Here is an 18691-nt window from a genome sequence, read left to right on the forward strand (position 1 = left end):
GGCTCCGGCCAACCGCTCTTCGTCCGAGTCAGTACGGCCTCGCATAGCGGCATTTCATGGCATCAGCCGGTCGAGCAGCGGCGAGCTGAACAGCCGATGCGGATCGGCTTCGTTCAACTGGCGCGCCGCGGCGTCCCAATCGTTGTCTGCGACCAGGCCCTGGCGTAGCGACTGCGCCACCAACTGGTCGACCACCGTCGGCTCGGCCCAGGCGGCGGTGGGGCTGTAGCCCCAGCCCTTGCTCCACTCCACCCGCAGCGAGGCGTAGTCGCCGCTGAAGTGGTCGAACAGCCAGGCCTCGAACTCGTGGTAGAAGGCGTTGGCCTGCGGAGTGCCGGGCAGGCTGAGGATGTCCAGCCAGATCGCCGTGTCCCACTCCGGCTGGTCGGGGCGCGGACGGATCGCCGACAGGCTGGGCACCTGGGCGCCGGGAACGATCGACTCGCCGGGCTGGTCGAGCCCGCTGACGCGAATCTCCACCGGGCCGTTCATGGGGTAGTGGCCGTTGGCGCGGTAGGCGGCGACCATCGTCTGGTACTGCAGGTAGAACTCGTTGATCACCCGCTGCACGTCGCGACGCCGGGTCAGCACCGCGTAGCCGTTGGCGGTGACGCGCAGGGTGCTGGGCTTGATGTACAGCAGCAGGTCCTTGCTCCACCCCCAAAGGTCGTAGCCCAGGGTCAGCGCCATGCCGCCCACTACCAGGTCGTACTGCAGCTTGCCGAGCAGCGGGGTGAGTTCCGGGTGGCCGGTATTGATCGCCGCCAGCAGGTCGGACAGCGCCTTGGGAATGTTGTCGGAGAAGGGGTAGTTGAACGGGCCGTTGACCGCGCGGGCACCGAACGGGCAGCGCGGGGTCGGCGTCCAGACCTTCAGCCAGGGCTTGTCGGTGAAGGGGAACCAGATGGCCTCGGCGCGTCCGCTCTTTTGCAGGAAGCTGTCGAAGGTCCTTCCGCCGCTGCCGGCCGCGGCGAACATCTCGCTCGCCGGGATGTTCACGTAGCTCTGGCAGCGCATGCGCTTGTTGACCCCGGCCTGGAGGGTCGCCTCGACGATGAAGGCGCGTCCGAGGTGGACGAGGAACGGCGCGCAGGCCGGATCGTCGCGGCGGAAGGTCTTCAGCACGTATTGTCCGGCGGCGCCGTCCCAGACCACCGCGGTCAGCGCCACGATGCTGTTGCTCAGGGAGCCGTAGCTCTGCCCCGGCAGGCGGCTTTCGCCCTGCGCCGGGATGCCGGTGCCGTGGCCGTCGATGGCGAGCACCCCGCCGAGGGTCAGGTCGCCCGGCGCCGGCGTGGCGACGAAGCCGAGCTTGACCCGCTCCAGCTGTTTCAGCAGGGCTTCCATGGTGACGCCGGTCTGCGCGCTGAACAGGCCGAACTCGCCCTGGGCGTCGATCCGTACGCGGGTCAGGTAACGGCTGGTTTCCACCAGCATGATGCGGCTCTCGCAGTTCTCGCCGCCTTTCAGCAGCAGCGGGGACCAGTTGTGACCCATGCCGCGCGGGCGCACCTTGAAGCCGTTCTGCCAGGCCCAGTTGACCACCGCGAGAACCTCTTCGTTGGTGCGCGGGGCGCAGCTCCAGAGGTCGTCGGCGGCGATTTCCCCCGACCAGTTGCGGAACGCCCGCCGATAAAGTTCGAGGCCGGCCGGAAAGCCTGCCGGCGCCGGACAGCTGCTGGCGGCGGCTTCGGCGGGCTGGATGACGAAGGCCGGGGTCCAGCCGGCCACCAGGCCGACCGCGCCGAGCGTGGCACTCTTGCCGAGGAAGCTGCGGCGCGACAGGCCGCCGGACTCCTGGTCGGGATCGTCGACGAAGGCGTCGGCTTGCTGGATGGGGTCGTGCATGGCGGTTCTCCTGATCGGGGCGCTGGTCGCCCCTTCCCGGTTGCCGGGTCCTTGGTCGCCGCCGGGGGCGCCCAGGCCTCCGGCGACGGGGGAGGCCCGCTCCGCGACGGGAGCGGGCCGAGGTCCTGGGATCAGGTCCACTCGGTGTCGTAGTGGTAATCGATACGGCTGGTATCGCCGCCGAGCAGGCCGCCGACCGCGGCGACGCCCTTGAACACGCCGTAGCCGAGGGTATCGGCCAGTTGATGGATGGGGGTCAGGCCGACGGCGTTGAACACCTTGCCGACCGAAGAGATGACCGACGTGTTGAGCAGGTCGTTGGACACCTTGACCACATCGACGATGGCATCGCCGACGAAGCTGAAGAGTCCGGCGCCCGATACCTGGTCGATTTCATCGAAGCTCAGTTCCTGAAGTGTGGCGAGTTGCATGGCGCTATTCCTTCATCAATCAAGTTTTGAGCGATAGCCGGCCCTCTCGCATAAACATCGGTTTGCGAAGATAGAGTGACTATCGGTTGCCAGCCGCTCTGGAAAAGTACTTTTCTGGCTGGTCGCTGAAAATTACTGATCTGCCGGCGAGAGTGTCAATCTGGGAAGTTGATAGGGTGAACTTGGAATATCCATGTTAGGCAAATGACGCCGATATTTTGTCAGTGGAATTGGTCGATGTTTTTTCGAATGCCGCGATAAGCATCTGGATATTGCTGATCCATTGATATTCGTGGGTGCTGGGAAGCGGTTCGCTATTTTTACGAGATGATGCGCCAATCCAGAAAAGTATCGAATTATTGCTTTCGGAAAAAATTCAACTGCCTTGCTGATAGGTTTCTTCCGGTCGAGTTGTTGAAGTACACGTCCGGTCGGGCGTTGTTTTTCAAAGTAGAGAAACCGGCGTCATAAATTTGTGCGGATAACTGGCGGGTAAACTTTCCCAGGCTGCGCTTCTGTTGCGAGGAAGTGCCTCGGTTCGTGTCGAGGCGCTTTCCAGCCTTGACAGCCCGGCACAGGCGCGTAGAGTGCCGCGCATGAATCGTGCAGCCCTGACCTTCAAGCGCTATTACGCCTATCTGCTCCCTCATTGAGGCGGTAGATGCGTCGCTGCATTCCCGAACCGCCCGAGGCGGCGGTCCGGTGAACTCCCTCCCAACCTGTCTCCTCGGGCATCCACCGTGCCAAAGGAGATACCCGTGTCCGTCCCGACCCATCAGCAAGACCTGATCGCCCTGCTCGAAGAGCGTGGTTTCGTCCACCAGTGCACCGACCGCGACGGCCTCGCCGCGCACCTGGCCGCCGGTCCGGCAACCGCCTACCTGGGCTTCGACGCCACCGCCGACAGCCTGCACGTCGGCCACCTGCAGGGCCTGATGCTGATGCGCTGGCTACAGAAGGCCGGGCACCGTCCGTTGCTGCTGATCGGTGGCGCGACCACCCGGATCGGCGATCCGAGCTTCCGCGATTCGAGCCGGCCGATCCTCACCGAGGCGCAGATCCAGGCCAACATCGACGGCATCGCCCGGGTCTTCTCGCGCTACGTCGAACTGCACGACGACAGCCTGGTGAACAACGCCGAATGGCTGGACGGCGTCGGCTACCTGGAGTTCCTCGACCGGGTCGGCCGGCACTTCTCGATCAACCGCTTGCTGACCTTCGACGCCATCAGGCAGCGCCTGGACCGCGAGCATTCGCTGTCGTTCCTCGAGTTCGGCTACACCCTGCTGCAGGCCTACGACTTCGTCGAACTGTCGCGCCGGCGCGGCTGCACCCTGCAACTCGGCGGCGCCGACCAGTGGGCGAACATCATCAACGGCGTGGAGCTGTCGCGACGCCAGGGCGGCGCCCAACTGTTCGGCCTGACCATGCCGCTGCTGGCCACCAGCGACGGGCGCAAGATGGGCAAGTCGGCGCAGGGTGCGGTATGGCTCAACGCCGAGCGCCTGGCGCCGTTCGACTTCTGGCAGTTCTGGCGCAACTGCGACGATCGCGACGTCGGTCGCTTCCTCGCCCTGTTCAGCGAACTGCCGATGGATGAGGTGCGCCGCCTGGGCGCCTTGCAGGGCGCCGAGCTGAACGAAGCGAAGGTGGTCCTGGCCAATGCCGCCACCGCCCTGGCGCACGGCGAGCACGCCGCGCGATCCGCCGCCGATGCCGCGCGCGGGGTGTTCGCCGACGGTACGCGGGACAGCGGCCTGCCGGTGATGAAGCTATCCCGCGCGCGCCTGGCGCAGGGACTGTCGCTGACCGACCTGCTGCTGGAACACGCGATCCAGCCCTCCCGCAGCGCGGTCCGCCGCCTCGCCGCCGGCGGCGGCCTGCGCCTGGACGGCTCGCCGGTCAGCGATCCGGACGCGCCGCTGGCGGGCGAGGTCGACGGGCTGCGCCTGAGCCTGGGCAAGAAGCAGCATTTGCAACTGCGACTCGAGGATTGAAGTGCCTGCGGCCCCAAGGGGCCGCGCTTCACCAGAGCTTCAGCGTGTAATTGACGATGAAGCGGTTCTCGTCCAGGTCCGCACCGTAGCGGCTGCGGTAGGTGATGTTGCGCCATTTCAAGGCGACGCTCTTCAGCGGTCCGCTCTGGATCACGTAGGACAGGTCGGTGTTGCGCTCCCATTCGCTGTCGTCGGCGCGGCCGGCGCCGCGGTCGATGTCGCGGCCCTGTACATAGCGGGTCATGAGGTTCAGGCCGGGCAGGCCGAGGCCGGCGAAGTCGTAGTCGTAGCGCAGTTGCCAGGATTTCTCCTGCGGTCGGGTGAAGGTCTGGTAGGCCATCAGGTTGGCCACGTAGGGCGTGGTGTAGCCGTTGAGCACCGGAAAGGCGTCGTTGCCGATCATCTTCTGGACACCGATGCCGAAGGCGTGGGCGCCGGCGCGCAGGGTGAGCATGGCGTTGAGGTTGCGATTGTCCACCGGCCCGGAGATCGCCGCGCCGTCTTCGCCGCTGTCGAAGTAGCGTAGGTCGCTGCGCAGCGACAGCCCTTCGCCCAGCGGCAGGGTGTGCAGCAGGCCGAGATAGTGCTGCTGGTAGATGTCCTTGAGCTGGCCGTAGTAATAGCTGGCGCTGAGCCGAGGGGTGAAGGCGTAGGTCGCGCCGGCGAGATTGAACTCGTCGCTGGCGTGGGCCTTGTCGCGGCCCATGATGTACATGTCGTCGCTGCCGGCCGACTCGCGGGTGCGCGACTTCCACAATTGCCCCGCGGTGAGGGTGAGACCCTCGATCTCGCTGGAGGTCAGCAGCGCGCCGTCGAAGGTCTGCGGCAACAGGCGCACGTCGTCGCGAAACGCCACCGGCAGTTGCGGCATGAGGATGCCGACCTGTAGCTGGGTCTGCGAATAGCGCAGCTTGGCGGTCAGGCCGAGGTGACTGTAGTCGTCCACCGGCTCCTTCGAATTCGCTCCGAACGGCAGCGTGCCATCGTTGCTACGCCCGCGTCCCGAGTCGAGCTTGACGCCGAGCAGCCCGGTAGCGTCCAGGCCGAAGCCGAGCGGGCCGTCGGTGAAACCGGATTGCAGGCGCAGGACGAAGCCCTGCGACCAGTTGCCGGCCTGCGATTGGGGCGCATCGTGCTGGCGGTAGTCGCGCAACTGGTAGAAGTTGCGGAGGTCGAGGTGGGCGCTGCTGTCCGCGAGGAATTCCGCTTGCGCGGCGAGGGGCAGGAGGCCGAGGCCAAGCGCATAGCAGCGCCAGGCGCACGGGCGGGGGCATGCCGTGATCATCGATTCTTCCCTTGGTTGTTGTTCTTGTAGGTATGGGTGACGCCGATTGCACGGTGAGTTTTAGCATATTGTTAACTTGTTAATGAAGTGTTGGCGATCCTCCCGGAAGCTTCGCTAGCCTCTGCCCCTTTCCATGCTCATCGAGCATTGACGGTAAGGCGCTGGAGAGCGAAGCCAGCCTGGAATCTTTCGCCTTCTGCGCATTTGGTTAATCTGTTAACGTTGTCGGCCCGCGAAAGGAGCCAGGCCCGCGCGCTGCCAGGGTGAACGAGGTCGCGGCGCGAGGATTTCCCGGACGGCGAACTTGCATCCGCGTGCACGGCGGTGTCGTCTGGACCGAAAGGCGAAGAAGAGGAGGGCGAGCGTGCCTGCGAGTGCATCGAGGATTCAGGTCGGAAGCGGCGAACGACGCCTGTTGCTGCTGTTGTCGGCGCTGGTGGCGTTCGGCCCGCTGTCGATCGACATGTACCTGCCGAGCCTGCCGGCGATCGCCGCCGATCTCGGCGCCAGCGATGCCCAGGTGCAGCGGAGCATCAGCGGCTTCCTGGTCGGCTTCTGCGTCGGCATGCTGTTCTACGGCCCCTTGTCCGACCGTTTCGGCCGGCGCCCGGTGCTGCTGGCCGGTATCGCCTTGTACCTGTTCAGCAGCCTGGCCTGCGCGCTGGCCGACAGCGCGGGGCAACTGGTCCTGCTGAGGGTGCTCCAGGCCCTCGGCGGCGGCGCCGCGTCGGTGCTGGCGCGGGCCATGGTGCGCGACCTCTATCCGTTGGGCGAGGCCGCCCGGATGCTGGCATTGATGCACATGGTGACTATGCTGGCACCGCTGGCCGCGCCGCTGCTCGGCGGCTACCTGATGCTCTGGGCCGGCTGGCGCGCGTTGTTCGTGGTCCTGGCGCTGTTCGCCGGGCTCTGCCTGCTGGCGGTCTGGCGGGTCGCCGAAAGCCACCCGCCGGAGCGCCGCGGCGGCAGCCTGGCCCAGGCCTTTCTCGCCTATGGGCGGCTGCTCGGCGACCGTCGCGCGCTGGGCTACGTGCTGTGCATGGGGCTGGCGTTCGCCGGGATGTTCGCCTACATCAGCGCCGCGCCCTTCGTGTTCATCGAGCATTTCGGCGTGCGCGCGGAGCGCTTCGGCTGGTTTTTCGGCCTGAACATCCTCGGCGTGATGCTCGCCACCTGGTGCAGCGCGCGCCTGGTGCGCCGCCACGGTTCGCGGCCGCTGCTGCGGGCCGGCAGCCTGCTGGCCTGCGTGTCCGGGCTGTTCCTCCTCGGCTATGCGGCGCTCGGCGAGCGGGGCGGGTTGTGGGCGCTGGTGCCCGGGCTGCTGTGCTTCGTCAGCGTCACCGGCCTGCTCGGCGCCAACTGCATCGCCAGCCTGCTGGCGTTGTATCCCGGTCAGGCCGGGGCGGCTTCGGCGGTGGCGGTGTCCGGGCAGTTCGGCCTCGGCTGCCTGGCCAGCCTGGCGGTCGGCTGGCTGGCGCTGCCCGGCGTGCTGCCGATGGCGCTGGTGATGGCCGTCTGCGGCGTCGGCAGCCTGCTCGCGCTGGGCTTGGCCCTGCACGGCGGAAACCGTTGATTTCCTTCTGCATACCCGCATGCAGCCTGTGTTTTTTCCGCTACTCTTCTGCACTTTCGAAACCAGTCATCCAAGCTCGGACCCTATGTCAACGCCAAGACCCTCCCTGACCCTGACCCTGTTGCAGGCTCGCGAAGCCGCGATGAGTTTCTTCCGCCCCTCCCTCAACCAGCACGGCCTCACCGAGCAGCAGTGGCGGGTGATCCGCATCCTGCGCCAGCAGGGCGAGATGGAGAGCTACCAGTTGGCCAACCAGGCCTGCATCCTGCGCCCGAGCATGACCGGCGTGCTGGCGCGCCTGGAGCGCGACGGCATCGTCCGGCGCTGGAAGGCGCCCAAGGACCAGCGGCGGGTCTACGTGAACCTGACGGAAAAGGGCCAGCAGTGCTTCGTCTCCATGAGCGGCGACATGGAGAAGAACTACCAGCGCATCCAGGAGCGGTTCGGCGAGGAAAAGCTCGCGCAGTTGCTGGAACTGCTCAACGAGCTGAAGAAGATAAAGCCCTGAAGCGACTGGCCGGCGTCATGCCGGCCAATTCTTGTCCCAGTGCCGGCAGTCGCCCTGGCAGCGACCGGGACAGCCGCAGCCGGTGCGGCTCCTGCCGGTTTCCCGCTCGACCCGGCGGGCCACCTCCTCGTCGTCGGCGAACGGCAGCATGCTCGCCTGGTCCAGGGTCTTGGCGTGGCGCAGGCTCCAATGCACGCCGAAGAACAGCACGGCGACCGCCAGCAGCTCCAGCAGGATCTCGCTCCAGCTGAATTCCATGATGATTCTCCTCGTCGGCTGTCGAGCCTTGCCCGCAGCGTGGCGGGCGAGGCTCGGGAAGGGAAGGGACGCGCTGTCGCGGCTCAGGCCATGCGGGCCGCCGCGAGGATTCCTTCCGGGCGCGCCTGGCGTACCGTGCGCCAGGTGTTGTAGCTCATCAGCAGCATGCCGGTGAGGAAGAACCCGCCACCGACCAGGCGCACGATGAAGCCCGGATGGCTGGCCACCAGCGACTCGACGAAGGAGTAGGTCAGCGTGCCGTCCTCGTTGACCGCGCGCCACATCAGGCCCTGGGTAATGCCGTTGACCCACAGCGAGGCGATGTACAGCACGGTGCCGATGGTGGCCAGCCAGAAGTGCGCATTGATCAGGCCGACGCTGTGCATCTTCTCGACCCCGTAGACCTTGGGAATCAGGTGGTAGAGCGAGCCGATGGTGATCATCGCGACCCAGCCGAGGGCGCCGGCGTGGACGTGGCCGATGGTCCAGTCGGTGTAGTGGGAGAGGGCGTTGACGGTCTTGATCGCCATCATCGGGCCTTCGAAGGTGGACATGCCGTAGAACGCCAGGGACACCACCAGGAAGCGCAGGATCGGGTCGTCGCGCAGCTTATGCCAGGCCCCGGAGAGGGTCATCATGCCGTTGATCATGCCGCCCCAGCTCGGCGCCAGGAGGATCAGCGACATCACCATGCCCAGCGACTGCGCCCAGTCCGGCAGCGCGGTGTAGTGCAGGTGGTGCGGGCCGGCCCAGATGTACAGGGTGATCAGCGCCCAGAAGTGGACGATGGACAGCCGGTAGGAGTAGACCGGGCGCCCGGCTTGCTTGGGCACGAAGTAGTACATCATGCCGAGGAAGCCGGTGGTCAGGAAGAAGCCTACGGCGTTGTGCCCGTACCACCACTGGACCATGGCATCGGTGGCGCCGGAGTACATCGAGTAGGACTTGAACCAGCTCACCGGCAGCGACATGTGGTTGACGATGTGCAGCATCGCGGTGGTCAGGATGAACGAGCCGAAGAACCAGTTGCCGACATAGATGTGCTTGACCTTGCGCTTGATCAGGGTGCCGAAGAACACCACCGCGTAGGCGACCCAGACGATCGCCAGCCAGATCGCGCCGGTGAACTCGATCTCGGCGTATTCCTTGGTGGTGGTGTTGCCCAGCGGCAGGCTGACCAGCAGGATCACCGCCACCGCCTGCCAGCCCCAGAAGGTGAAGGCGGCCAGGGTGTCGGAGAACAGGCGTACCTGGCAGGTGCGCTGCACCGTGTAGTAGCTGGTGGCGAACAGCGCGCAGCCGCCGAAGGCGAAGATCACCAGGTTGGTATGCAGCGGCCGCAGGCGGCCGAAGCTGGTCCAGGGCAGGTCGAAGTTCATCTGGGGCCAGACCAGTTGCGAGGCGATCAGTACGCCCAACCCCATGCCGATCACGCCCCATACCACGGTCATGATGGCGAACTGGCGAACCACCTTGTAGTTGTAGGCAGGTTCCGTCGTTGCTTTGTTCATCTGTACAGTCCCGAAAGAAATGAACAGCCGGCGACCGCCGTCGAGGGGGGAGACGGGGCGCCGGCCGGAGCCTGCAATCTAAGGGCTGGGGCGGGGGTAAAACAGCTTCAGGTCGATATGGAATTTGGGTATCAGATGGGGCGGGGGAAGGCGTTCGCGCAGGGCGGCGGCGCATACCGGGATGGGGGACGCGAGCCGATCATGGCGGATGACCGCGCGCGGTTATCCGCCCTACGCCGGGGTGGCTTTCCGTCTGCGGGGCGTCATCCCGCCAGCGACTGGGCGATCCGCCCGAGGGTCTCCATCGCCTTCTCCTGCCGCGCGCTCCACGGGTGCCCGTAGTTGAGCCGGGCGCAATGGGCGAAGCGGCGGGTGGCGGAGAAGATCGGCCCCGGGGCGAGGCTGATGCCCTGGGCCAGGGCCAGTTGGAACAGGCGCAGCGAGTCGACCGCCTCGGGCAACTCCAGCCAGAGGAAGTAGCCGCCGCTGGGACGGCTGACCCGGGTCTGCTCGGGGAAGTAACGCGCCACCGCCGCGAGCATGGCGTTCTGCTGGGTCTCCAGGGCGTAGCGCAGCTTGCGCAGGTGGCGGTCGTAGCCGCCGTGCTGGAGATAGTCGGCGATGGCCGCCTGGGCCGGGATCGACGCCGACAGGCTGGTCATCAGCTTCAGTCGCTCGATCTGCTCGGCGTAGCGTCCGCCGGCCACCCAGCCGACCCGGTAGCCCGGCGCCAGGCTCTTGGAGAAGGAACTGCAGTGCATCACCAGGCCTTCCTGGTCGTAGGCCTTGACCGGTTTCGGCGCCTGCTGGCCGAAGTACAGTTCGGCGTACACGTCGTCCTCGATCATCGGCACCTGGTGGCGCGCCAGCAGCTCGGCGAGGGCGCGTTTCTTCTCGTCGTCCATGCTCGCGCCCATCGGGTTCTGGAAGTTGCTCATGAACCAGCAGGCCTTGATCGGCAGGCGCTCCAGGCTGTCGGCGAGCACTTCCAGGTCGATGCCTTCGCGCGGATGCACGGGGATTTCCACCGCCTTCAGCTTCAACCGTTCCAGCACCTGCAGGGTGGCGTAGAACGCCGGCGCCTCGATGGCCACCAGGTCGCCGGGACGGGTGACCACCTGCAGGCAGAGGTTGAGTGCCTCCAGCGCGCCGTTGCTGATGACCAATTCTTCCACCGGCAGCAGCAGGCCGCCGACCATGTAGCGCAGGGCGATCTGCCGGCGCAGGCCATGGTTGCCCGGCGTCATGTCGGCGACCACCGACTGCGGGTCCATGTCGCGCACCGCGTGGGCCATCGAGCGCGCCAGGCGCGGCAGGGGAAACAGTTGCGGACTGGGGAACGCCGAGCCGAAGGGCACGGTGTCCGGGTCCTTGATCGAACTGAGTACGGAGAACACCAGCTCGCTGACGTCGACCTCGGTGGCGTCGGCCTGGCGCGGGCTGATCTCCGGCTCCGGCAGCGGCCGCTGCACGTGCTGGCAGACGAAGTAGCCGGAGCGTGCGCGGGCCATGATCAGCCCACGGCTTTCCAGCAGGTAGTAGGCCTGGAACACGGTTGAAGCGCTGACCCCGTAGGTACGGCTGGCGTGCCGTACCGAGGGCACCTTCTGCCCGGGGGCGAGGACGCCGGTGCGGATCAGCTCGGCAATCTCGTCGGCGAATTTCTCGTAGCGCTTCATCTTGTCCTGGCCGCTGTCCTGGCTGGCCGTGGGCACGGCCGCTGGCGCCCACTCTATGCGCGCCGGGACCGTGTTGTCATGCCTCATCGCGGCCTCCTCAGCGCGCCGGCGAAACGAAGGTGCTGGTGCTGCCGACCGCCAGGCTCGGGTCGTCGATGCCGCGCAGGCTGAACGCCAGCGGTTGCGAGCCGGCCCTGGCGCGTTCGGCGGTAGAGGCCACCGACACCGGGAAGTCGAGGATCTCGCCGGGCTTCAGGCTCAGGGTGTGCTCGCCCTGCAGGCGGAACTCCGGTGCGTCGTCGAGTTGCAGGCGATAGCGCTGCGGCTGCTGGGTCTTGTTGATGACCTTGAGGGTGTAGATGTTCTCGATCTGCCCGGCGGCGTTCTCGCGGAACAGCCCACGGTCGCGGGTCACGTCCAGCGAGGCCAGCGGGCGGGCATCCAGGGCGACGACGAAGGCGCCGATCATCGCCAGCATCACCGCCGCGTAGCCGACCAGGCGTGGACGCAGGAAACGGGTCTGGCCACCTTCCAGGGCGCGTTCCGAGGTGTAGCGCACCAGGCCGCGTTCATAGCCCATCTTGTCCATGATCGAGTCGCAGGCGTCGACGCAGGCGGCGCAGCCGATGCAGGCGATCTGCAGGCCGTCGCGGATGTCGATGCCGGTGGGGCAGACCTGCACGCACTGCTGGCAATCGATGCAGTCGCCGAGCCCCTGGGCGCGCGGATCGCTGCCTTTCTTGCGGGCGCCGCGGGATTCGCCGCGGGCGGCGTCGTAGGACACGATCAGGGTGTCCTTGTCGAACATCACGCTCTGGAAGCGTGAGTAGGGGCACATGTGGATGCACACCTGCTCGCGCAGCCAGCCGGCGTTGACATAGGTGGCGGCGGTGAAGAACAGCACCCAGAACAGGCTTTCCAGGTCCAGCTGGAAGCTGAACAGGTCGGCCACCAGCGGTCGTACCGGAGTGAAGTAGCCGATGAAGGTGACCGCCGTGACCAGGCTCACACCCAGCCACAGCGCGTGCTTGGCCGTTTTGCGCAAGAGCTTGGCGGCGCTCGCCGGACCCTGGTCGAGCTTGATCCGCGCGTTGCGGTCGCCCTCGGTGACCTTCTCGCACCACATGAACACCCAGGTCCATACGCTCTGCGGGCAGGTATAGCCGCACCAGACGCGGCCGGCGAACACGGTGATGAAGAACAGGCCGAAGGCGGCGATGATCAGCAGCGCCGAGAGCAGGATGAAGTCCTGCGGCCAGAAGGTCGCGCCGAAAATGTAGAACTTGCGCTCGGGCAGGTCCCAGAGCACCGCCTGGCGGCCGTTCCAGTTCAGCCACAGGGTGCCGAAGAACAGCAGGAACAGCAGGCCGCCGCCGAGGCGGCGGAAGTTGCGGAACAGACCGGTGAAGCTGCGGGTGTAGATCGGGCCGTTCACCGCCGACGGCAGCTTGCCGGGCGCGGGCGGCTGTTTCGACGGAGCGGCCGGTACGGCGGGCTCGACCTGGATCGCGGGAATTCTTTCGCTCATTTTTCGTAGGCCCATCAGGCTGGAGAGGCGGTTGCGACTATAGGAACCGGCTGATGGGCGAAACAGCGGCAGATTGAGCGGGAAAAACCATATCAGATGCCTCCGGAAAGCAGCGGCCCAGCATTGCCGCGGGTTACCGGGCGTCCTCCGGCAGTACAGATATGCACCCCGTGGCAACCGGTCGCAGGCGGCGCGAATTCGCCGTCGTCGGCCATCTGATGTGTTTTTTTCGGCGGAATCTGCCGCTGTTTCGCTGTCTGTACGCGGGCGATAGTGGGTGCCAGTGAACACCGGCCCATCCTGTCGCCAGAAACAGGGGCGCAGCCGGTCCCCGGTTTCTTCGCCACCCACCCTGCCCGTCATCGGTGGAGAAACCCTGTCGATGAGGGCTTTGCGATGTACCAGTACGATGAATACGACCAGGCGCTGGTGAGCGAGCGGGTGGCGCAGTTCCGCGACCAGATCGCCCGCCGCCTCGACGGCGAACTGAGCGAGGAGGAGTTCCTCCCGCTGCGCCTGCAGAACGGCCTGTACCTGCAGAAGCACGCCTACATGCTGCGCGTGGCGATTCCCTACGGCACCCTGTCGGCGCCGCAACTGCGCGCCTTGGCGCACGTCGCCCGGCACTACGACCGCGGCTACGGGCACTTCACCACGCGGCAGAACATCCAGTTCAACTGGATCGAACTGGAGCAGGTCGGCGATATCCTCGAACACCTCGCCGGCGCGCAGATGCACGCGATCCAGACCTCCGGCAACTGCGTGCGCAACATCACCACCGAAGCCTTCGCCGGGGTCGCCGCGGACGAATGGACCGACCCCCGGCCGCTGGCCGAGATCCTGCGCCAGTGGTCGACGGTGAACCCGGAGTTCCTGTTCCTCCCGCGCAAGTTCAAGATCGCCCTCAGTTCGGCGGTGGAAGACCGCGCCGCGGTGCAGATGCACGACATCGGCCTGTACCTTTACCGCCACCCCGACGCCGGCGGGTTGCGCCTGCGGGTCTTGGTCGGCGGTGGCCTGGGACGCACGCCGATGCTCGGCCAGGTGATCCGCGACGACCTGCCCTGGCAGCACCTGCTGTCCTACGTCGAGGCGATCCTGCGGGTCTACAACCGCCACGGCCGGCGCGACAACAAGTACAAGGCGCGGATCAAGATCCTGGTCAAGGCGCTGGGCATCGAGGCTTTCGCCCGCGAGGTGGAGGAAGAGTGGCAGCACCTGCGCGACGGCCCGGCACAACTGACTGCCGAGGAGTGCCAGCGGGTCGCCGAGCGCTTCGTATTGCCGCGCTACCTGCCGCCGGCCGGCGGCGAGCTGGCCTACGGCAGCGCCCGTGCGGTCGATCCGGCCTTCGCCCGCTGGGCCTCGCGCAACGTCCAGGCGCACAAGGTGCCGGGCTACGCCTCGGTGGTGCTGTCGACCAAGCCCGGCGCCAGCGCGCCGCCGGGCGACGTCACCGCGGAGCAGATGGAACGCGTCGCCGACTGGGCCGAGCGCTACGGTTTCGGCGAGATCCGCGTGGCCCACGAACAGAACCTGGTGCTCCCCGACGTGCGCCTGGAGAACCTCCACGCGCTGTGGCGCGAGGCCTGCGCAGCCGGCCTCGGCACGCCTAACCAGGGCCTGCTCAGCGACATCATCGCCTGTCCCGGCGGCGACTACTGCGCGCTGGCCAACGCCAAGTCGATCCCCATCGCCCAGGGCATCCAGCAGCGCTTCGAGGACCTCGACCACCTGCACGACATCGGCGAGCTGAGCCTGAACATCTCCGGCTGCATGAACGCCTGCGGCCACCACCACATCGGCAACATCGGCATCCTCGGCGTCGACAAGAACGGCAGCGAGTGGTACCAGGTCACCCTCGGCGGCGCCCAGGGCAAGGACAGCGCGCTGGGCAAGGTGATCGGGCCATCGTTCAGCGCCGCCGAGGTGCCGGCGGTGATCGAACGGATCGTCGAAACCTTCACCGACCTGCGGGTCGGCCCGGAACGTTTCATCGACACCTTCAACCGGGTCGGCCTGGAGCCGTTCAAGGCCCGGGTCTACGCCAGGATGGAGGAACCGGCATGAACAACCTGATCCGTTTGCGCGATGGCGTCGCCGAGGTCTGCCGCGACGATCCCTGGCAACTCCTGCGCGAGTTGCCCGACGCGTTGCCGCCGGGGCCGTTGCTGCTGCCTCTGGCGGCCTGGCTGGAGCGCCGCGGCGAGGCCGGAGCCGCCGCGCCCTGGCTGGCGCCGGACGATGAGGTGGAGGCCTTGCTGCCGCACTTCGCCGAGCTGCCGCTGATCGCCGTCGACTTCCCCAGCTTCCGCGATGGGCGTGGCTACAGCCTGGCCTACCTGCTGCGCGTGCGCCTGGGCTGGAGCGGCGAGTTGCGCGCAGTGGGCGACGTGTTGCGCGACCAGCTCAGCCATATGCGCCAGTGCGGCTTCGATGCCTTCGCGGTGCGCGAGGACAAGAACGTCGAGGACGCGCTCAAGGGGCTGGCGGGTTTGAGCGTGCTCTACGGCCGCTCGGCGATCGAGCCGCGACCGTTGTTCCGCCGACGCTAGGCATACGCCCCCGGACCGACGCCGATACCTGCCGCAACGCCGACCTGGCCCCTCTCCCGCAGCGGGAGCGAGGCGCGCCCCTCAGCCGTAGATCGAGGAACTGGCGGACGGCGCCGTCGCGCCGCCCTTGAAGCGCCCCGCCAGCTCGCGCAGCGAACGCATCAGCAGGCTGGTGTCCACGCCCACCGCGACGAACGCGCAGCCCAGCTCCAGGTAGCGCCGCGCCAGCGCCTCGTCGGCGGAGAGGATGCCGGCGGCCTTGCCGGCCGCGCGGATGCGGCGGATGGCGTCCTCGATGGCCGCCTGCACCTCGGGATGGCCGGGATTGCCGCGATGGCCCATGGCTGCGCTGAGGTCGGCCGGACCGATGAACACGCCGTCGACACCCTCGACAGCGGCGATCGCGTCGAGGTTGGCCAGGCCCTCCAGGTTTTCCACCTGGACCAGCAGGCACATCTGCTCGTCGGCGTGGTCCAGGTATTCCGCCACGCTGTTCCAGCGCGAAGCCCGGGCCAGCGCACTGCCGACCCCGCGCACGCCCGCCGGCGGATAGCGCACGGCGCGCACCAGGCCTTCGGCCTGGGCGGCGCTGTCGACCATCGGTACCAGCAGGGTCTGTGCGCCGATGTCGAGCAATTGCTTGATCAGCGCGGTGTCGCCCTGCACCGGGCGAATCACCGGCTGGCCGGGGTAGGGCGCCAGCGCCTGCAACTGGCCGAGCAGGCTGCGCAGGTCGTTGGGCGCGTGCTCGCCGTCCAGCAGCAGCCAGTCGAAGCCGGCGTTGGCGGCCAGCTCCGCGCAGTAGGGATCGGCCAGGCCGAGCCACAGGCCGATCTGCGCCTCGCCGCTGCGCAGGCGTTGCTTGAAGCGATTGACGGGCAGGTCCATGGAAATGCCTCCTCAGACGAAACGGCAGGAGATGCTGCCGAGCAGGTCGTAGTCGACGTGGAAGGTGTCCCCCGGCGCGGCCGCCACCGGGCGGGTGAAGGAGCCGCCGAGGATCACCTGGCCGGCCTCCAGGCAGACGCCGTAGGGCGCCAGCTTGTTGGCCAGCCAGGCGACGCCCTTGGCCGGGTGGTTGAGCACCGCGGCGGAGACGCCAGACTCCTCGATCACGCCATTGCGGTAGAGGATCGCCGGTACCCGCCGCAGGTCGATATCGCCTGGCCGCACGGCCCGGCCGCCCATCACCACGCCGGCGTTGGCGGCGTTGTCGGAGATGGTGTCGAAGACCTTGCGCGTGACTTTCGTTTGCGGGTCGACCTGCTGGATGCGCGCATCGATGATTTCCAGCGCCGGGATCACCCACTCGGTGGCCTCGAGCACGTCGAACAGGGTGCAGCCCGGTCCCTTCAGCGGCTTGCCGAGGATGAACGCCAGCTCCACCTCGACCCGCGGCACGATGAAGCGCTGGAAGGGGATGTCGCTGCCCTCCTCGAAGAACATGTCGTCGAGCAGCGAGCCGTAGTCCGGTTCGCTGATGTTCGACGAGACCTGCATGGCGCGCGAGGTCAGGCCGATCTTGTGGCCCTTGAGCACGCGCCCGTCGGCGATCTTGCGCTCGACCCAGGCGCGCTGGATGGCGTAGGCGTCCTCGATGGCGATGTCCGGGTAGTCGAGGGAGAACTGCCTTACCTGCTGGCGCGAGCGTTCGGCGGCGTCGAGGCGGTTGGCGGCTTCCTGGATCAGACGGGGATCGAGCATGGTCGGGGTCTCTCGGTTCAGCGTGGGTTGACCACGGCGGCGGGGGTCCGCAGGACCAGGCCGGCGCCGAGGGCGATGAGGATGGCCAGCAGGTACAGGGCCAGGCTGGCGCTCTGGGTGGTGTCGCGCATCCAGCCGATCAGGTAGGGCGCGAGGAAGGCGGCGATGCTGCCGAAGGAACTGATCAGGGCGATTCCGGCGGCCAGGGTGGTGCTGGAAAGGAAGGCCGGCGGCAGTTGCCAGAACATCGGCAGGGCGGCGCTGGCGCCCATCCCGGCGATCACCAGGCCGCCCATCACCAGCCAGGCGCTGGTCGGCGCCAGGGCCGCCAGGCTGAGCCCGGCGGCGGCCATCAGCAACGGAATGCCGAGGTGCCAGCGGCGCTCGCGCAGGCGGTCGGAGGAACGGCCGATGAAGATCATGAAGGCGCAGCCGGCGAGATAGGGCACCGCGCTGAGCATGCCGATGCGGCTGTCCTGGGCGATGCCGGCGCCGTGGATCAGGCTCGGCATCCAGAACGCGATGGTGTTCACCGCCAGCATCACCGCGAAATAGATCGCCACCAGCAGCCACACCTGCGGATTGCTGAAGATGCCGGAGAAGGAGGTGATGGTCTTGCGCTGCTCCTCGCCGGCCAGTTCCTCGCGCAGCAGGTGCTTCTGTTCGTCGCTGAGCCACGTCACCCGTTCGAAGCTTTCCGGCAGCGAGCACCAGACCACCACGCCGAGCAACACAACCGGCAGGCCTTCGATCAGGAACATCCACTGCCAGCCGCGCAGTCCGAGGGCGTCATGGAAGCCTTCTAGGATCCAGCCCGAAAGCGGTCCGCCGATCACCCCGGCCATGGGCACGGCGATGGCGAACAGGGCGGTGATCTGCCCGCGTCGGCGCGCCGGGAACCAACGGTTCAGGTAGACCAGGATACCGGGGAAGAAGCCGGCCTCGGCGACCCCCAGGAGAAAGCGCAGCAGGTAGAAGCCGCGCGCGGTCTCCACCAGCAGCATGGCGGTGGAGAGACAGCCCCAGACCAGCATCAGGCAGGCGATCCAGCGGCGCGGGCCGATCCGTTCCAGCATCAGGTTGCTGGGCAGGCCGAACAGCGCATAGGCGATGAAGAATAGCCCGGCGCCGAGACCGTAGACGGTGTCGCTGAAGTGCAGGTCGGCGCTCATCTGCAATTTGGCGAAACCGATGTTGATGCGCTCCAGATGGGCGAAGACGTAGCACACCAGCAGCAGCGGCATCAGCCGCCAGGTGACGCGGTCGTGGGTGCTGTCGCTGAGAGGCAGGGTGGTGCTGTTCAGGGTGCTGGCTGTGCTCATGATCTTGTACTTTTTGTGAGCGCCCGGACGTCCCGGCGATCTGTCGGTGGCCGGGAGGCGAGCTGGGTGAGTGCAGCGTTATGGCGGGCCGGTCAGTCCGCCGGGTTGTTCAGGAATTCATGCACGTTGTTGCGCTTGTAGTTCAGCTCCGCGTCCAGTTCGGTGAGTTCGAAGGACAGCGCCAGCAGGCGTCGCGCCTGGAGCTCGGCGAAGTGCGCGGTGATCACCTCGAAAAGTGCCTCGGCGACTTGCCGGCGAGTCTCCAGGTCGCGACCGGCGCCGACTTTCAGGGTCATGTGGACGAAGGCGTAGTCGTGCTTGCCGTCGGCCATGCGCCAGGTGTCCAGGCGCACGCCGCGGCTGCGGATGCCGCCGAGCGGGAACACGCCGCTGGCGCCAAGGCAGGCGTGGACCTTCTCGAACAGGCCGGGCAGGTCGGCTTCGGCTTCGATGTTGTCGGTGTATTCGGCGATGAAGTGCGGCATGGCGGCG

General features: G+C 67.1%; 16 protein-coding genes. 5 read left to right on the forward strand and 11 right to left on the reverse strand.

Annotated elements, in window-relative coordinates; translation table 11 throughout:
• Positions 1-54: 54 nt before the first annotated feature.
• Together VQ067_RS04260 and VQ067_RS04265 are read right to left on the reverse strand one after the other, a co-directional pair.
• Positions 55-1848 (reverse strand): cholesterol oxidase substrate-binding domain-containing protein, encoded by a 1794-nt coding sequence (locus VQ067_RS04260; RefSeq protein WP_003137548.1) that lies wholly within the window; start codon positions 1846-1848, stop codon positions 55-57.
• 131 nt (positions 1849-1979) lie between these two features.
• Positions 1980-2279 (reverse strand): hypothetical protein, encoded by a 300-nt coding sequence (locus VQ067_RS04265; protein WP_003093477.1) that lies wholly within the window; start codon positions 2277-2279, stop codon positions 1980-1982.
• Between the two features lie 758 nt (positions 2280-3037).
• On the opposite strand from VQ067_RS04265, the gene tyrS reads away from it, so the two are divergent.
• Positions 3038-4276: a tyrosine--tRNA ligase gene (gene tyrS, locus VQ067_RS04270; RefSeq protein ID WP_022580960.1), complete on the forward strand. Its 1239-nt coding sequence runs from the start codon at positions 3038-3040 to the stop codon at positions 4274-4276.
• A 28-nt stretch (positions 4277-4304) separates the two neighbouring features.
• Here tyrS and VQ067_RS04275 read toward each other — a convergent pair whose 3' ends face one another.
• Complete coding sequence (locus VQ067_RS04275) at positions 4305-5561, reverse strand: OprD family porin (protein ID WP_033990643.1); 1257 nt, start codon at positions 5559-5561, stop codon at positions 4305-4307.
• Between the two features lie 364 nt (positions 5562-5925).
• Here VQ067_RS04275 and VQ067_RS04280 point away from each other — a divergent pair, with 364 nt between their 5' ends.
• Entirely contained in the window at positions 5926-7134 is a 1209-nt protein-coding gene (locus VQ067_RS04280; RefSeq protein WP_023518034.1) for a Bcr/CflA family multidrug efflux MFS transporter, read from the forward strand.
• 85 nt (positions 7135-7219) lie between these two features.
• Entirely contained in the window at positions 7220-7642 is a 423-nt protein-coding gene (hpaR, locus tag VQ067_RS04285; protein ID WP_003093470.1) for a homoprotocatechuate degradation operon regulator HpaR, read from the forward strand.
• A gap of 15 nt (positions 7643-7657) precedes the next feature.
• Here the strand turns inward: hpaR and VQ067_RS04290 are convergent, their stop codons facing one another.
• From VQ067_RS04290 to ccoG, 4 genes are all read right to left on the reverse strand, one after another.
• Positions 7658-7900: a hypothetical protein gene (locus VQ067_RS04290; protein ID WP_003093468.1), complete on the reverse strand. Its 243-nt coding sequence runs from the start codon at positions 7898-7900 to the stop codon at positions 7658-7660.
• Positions 7901-7983: 83 nt separating this feature from the next.
• Positions 7984-9411: a cytochrome-c oxidase, cbb3-type subunit I gene (ccoN, locus tag VQ067_RS04295; protein WP_003093467.1), complete on the reverse strand. Its 1428-nt coding sequence runs from the start codon at positions 9409-9411 to the stop codon at positions 7984-7986.
• A gap of 263 nt (positions 9412-9674) precedes the next feature.
• Positions 9675-11090, reverse strand: coding sequence for a GntR family transcriptional regulator MpaR (gene mapR, locus VQ067_RS04300; RefSeq protein WP_003101248.1), 1416 nt, complete (start codon positions 11088-11090; stop codon positions 9675-9677).
• Positions 11091-11187: 97 nt separating this feature from the next.
• Complete coding sequence (gene ccoG / locus VQ067_RS04305) at positions 11188-12909, reverse strand: cytochrome c oxidase accessory protein CcoG (protein ID WP_074241042.1); 1722 nt, start codon at positions 12907-12909, stop codon at positions 11188-11190.
• Between the two features lie 105 nt (positions 12910-13014).
• Between ccoG and VQ067_RS04310 the strand changes: the two genes are divergently transcribed.
• Positions 13015-14688: a nitrite/sulfite reductase gene (locus tag VQ067_RS04310; RefSeq protein ID WP_003110124.1), complete on the forward strand. Its 1674-nt coding sequence runs from the start codon at positions 13015-13017 to the stop codon at positions 14686-14688.
• On the forward strand, positions 14685-15173 hold the full coding sequence (locus VQ067_RS04315) for a DUF934 domain-containing protein (protein ID WP_003093457.1): 489 nt from the start codon (positions 14685-14687) through the stop codon (positions 15171-15173). Before VQ067_RS04310 ends, VQ067_RS04315 begins: the two co-directional genes overlap by 4 nt.
• A gap of 81 nt (positions 15174-15254) precedes the next feature.
• Here the strand turns inward: VQ067_RS04315 and hpaI are convergent, their stop codons facing one another.
• The 4 genes from hpaI to VQ067_RS04335 form a co-directional block, all read right to left on the reverse strand.
• Positions 15255-16061, reverse strand: coding sequence for a 4-hydroxy-2-oxoheptanedioate aldolase (hpaI, locus tag VQ067_RS04320; protein WP_003110125.1), 807 nt, complete (start codon positions 16059-16061; stop codon positions 15255-15257).
• A gap of 12 nt (positions 16062-16073) precedes the next feature.
• Positions 16074-16877 carry a 2-oxo-hept-4-ene-1,7-dioate hydratase gene (gene hpaH, locus VQ067_RS04325; RefSeq protein WP_009313325.1) on the reverse strand — a complete coding sequence of 268 codons (804 nt, stop codon included), beginning with the start codon at positions 16875-16877 and terminating at the stop codon, positions 16074-16076.
• Between the two features lie 17 nt (positions 16878-16894).
• Positions 16895-18199 carry an MFS transporter gene (locus tag VQ067_RS04330; RefSeq protein WP_317951672.1) on the reverse strand — a complete coding sequence of 435 codons (1305 nt, stop codon included), beginning with the start codon at positions 18197-18199 and terminating at the stop codon, positions 16895-16897.
• A gap of 92 nt (positions 18200-18291) precedes the next feature.
• On the reverse strand, positions 18292-18684 hold the full coding sequence (locus VQ067_RS04335) for a 5-carboxymethyl-2-hydroxymuconate Delta-isomerase (RefSeq protein WP_003093450.1): 393 nt from the start codon (positions 18682-18684) through the stop codon (positions 18292-18294).
• Between the last annotated feature and the right edge of the window lie 7 nt (positions 18685-18691).

The organism is Pseudomonas sp. KBN12P06040 (genome assembly GCF_037574965.1).
Lineage (GTDB): Bacteria > Pseudomonadota > Gammaproteobacteria > Pseudomonadales > Pseudomonadaceae > Pseudomonas > Pseudomonas aeruginosa.

Excerpts from the sequence above, each read along its gene's own strand:
- VQ067_RS04260 (WP_003137548.1), bottom strand. The coding sequence starts at position 1,848 with ATGCACGACCCCATCCAGCAAGCCGACGCCTTCGTCGACGATCCCGAC.
- VQ067_RS04265 (WP_003093477.1), bottom strand. The coding sequence starts at position 2,279 with ATGCAACTCGCCACACTTCAGGAACTGAGCTTCGATGAAATCGACCAG.
- VQ067_RS04275 (WP_033990643.1), bottom strand. The coding sequence starts at position 5,561 with ATGATCACGGCATGCCCCCGCCCGTGCGCCTGGCGCTGCTATGCGCTT.
- hpaR (WP_003093470.1), top strand. The coding sequence starts at position 7,220 with ATGTCAACGCCAAGACCCTCCCTGACCCTGACCCTGTTGCAGGCTCGC.
- VQ067_RS04290 (WP_003093468.1), bottom strand. The coding sequence starts at position 7,900 with ATGGAATTCAGCTGGAGCGAGATCCTGCTGGAGCTGCTGGCGGTCGCC.
- ccoN (WP_003093467.1), bottom strand. The coding sequence starts at position 9,411 with ATGAACAAAGCAACGACGGAACCTGCCTACAACTACAAGGTGGTTCGC.
- mapR (WP_003101248.1), bottom strand. The coding sequence starts at position 11,090 with ATGAAGCGCTACGAGAAATTCGCCGACGAGATTGCCGAGCTGATCCGC.
- VQ067_RS04310 (WP_003110124.1), top strand. The coding sequence starts at position 13,015 with ATGTACCAGTACGATGAATACGACCAGGCGCTGGTGAGCGAGCGGGTG.
- VQ067_RS04315 (WP_003093457.1), top strand. The coding sequence starts at position 14,685 with ATGAACAACCTGATCCGTTTGCGCGATGGCGTCGCCGAGGTCTGCCGC.
- hpaI (WP_003110125.1), bottom strand. The coding sequence starts at position 16,061 with ATGGACCTGCCCGTCAATCGCTTCAAGCAACGCCTGCGCAGCGGCGAG.
- hpaH (WP_009313325.1), bottom strand. The coding sequence starts at position 16,877 with ATGCTCGATCCCCGTCTGATCCAGGAAGCCGCCAACCGCCTCGACGCC.
- VQ067_RS04330 (WP_317951672.1), bottom strand. The coding sequence starts at position 18,199 with ATGAGCACAGCCAGCACCCTGAACAGCACCACCCTGCCTCTCAGCGAC.
- VQ067_RS04335 (WP_003093450.1), bottom strand. The coding sequence starts at position 18,684 with ATGCCGCACTTCATCGCCGAATACACCGACAACATCGAAGCCGAAGCC.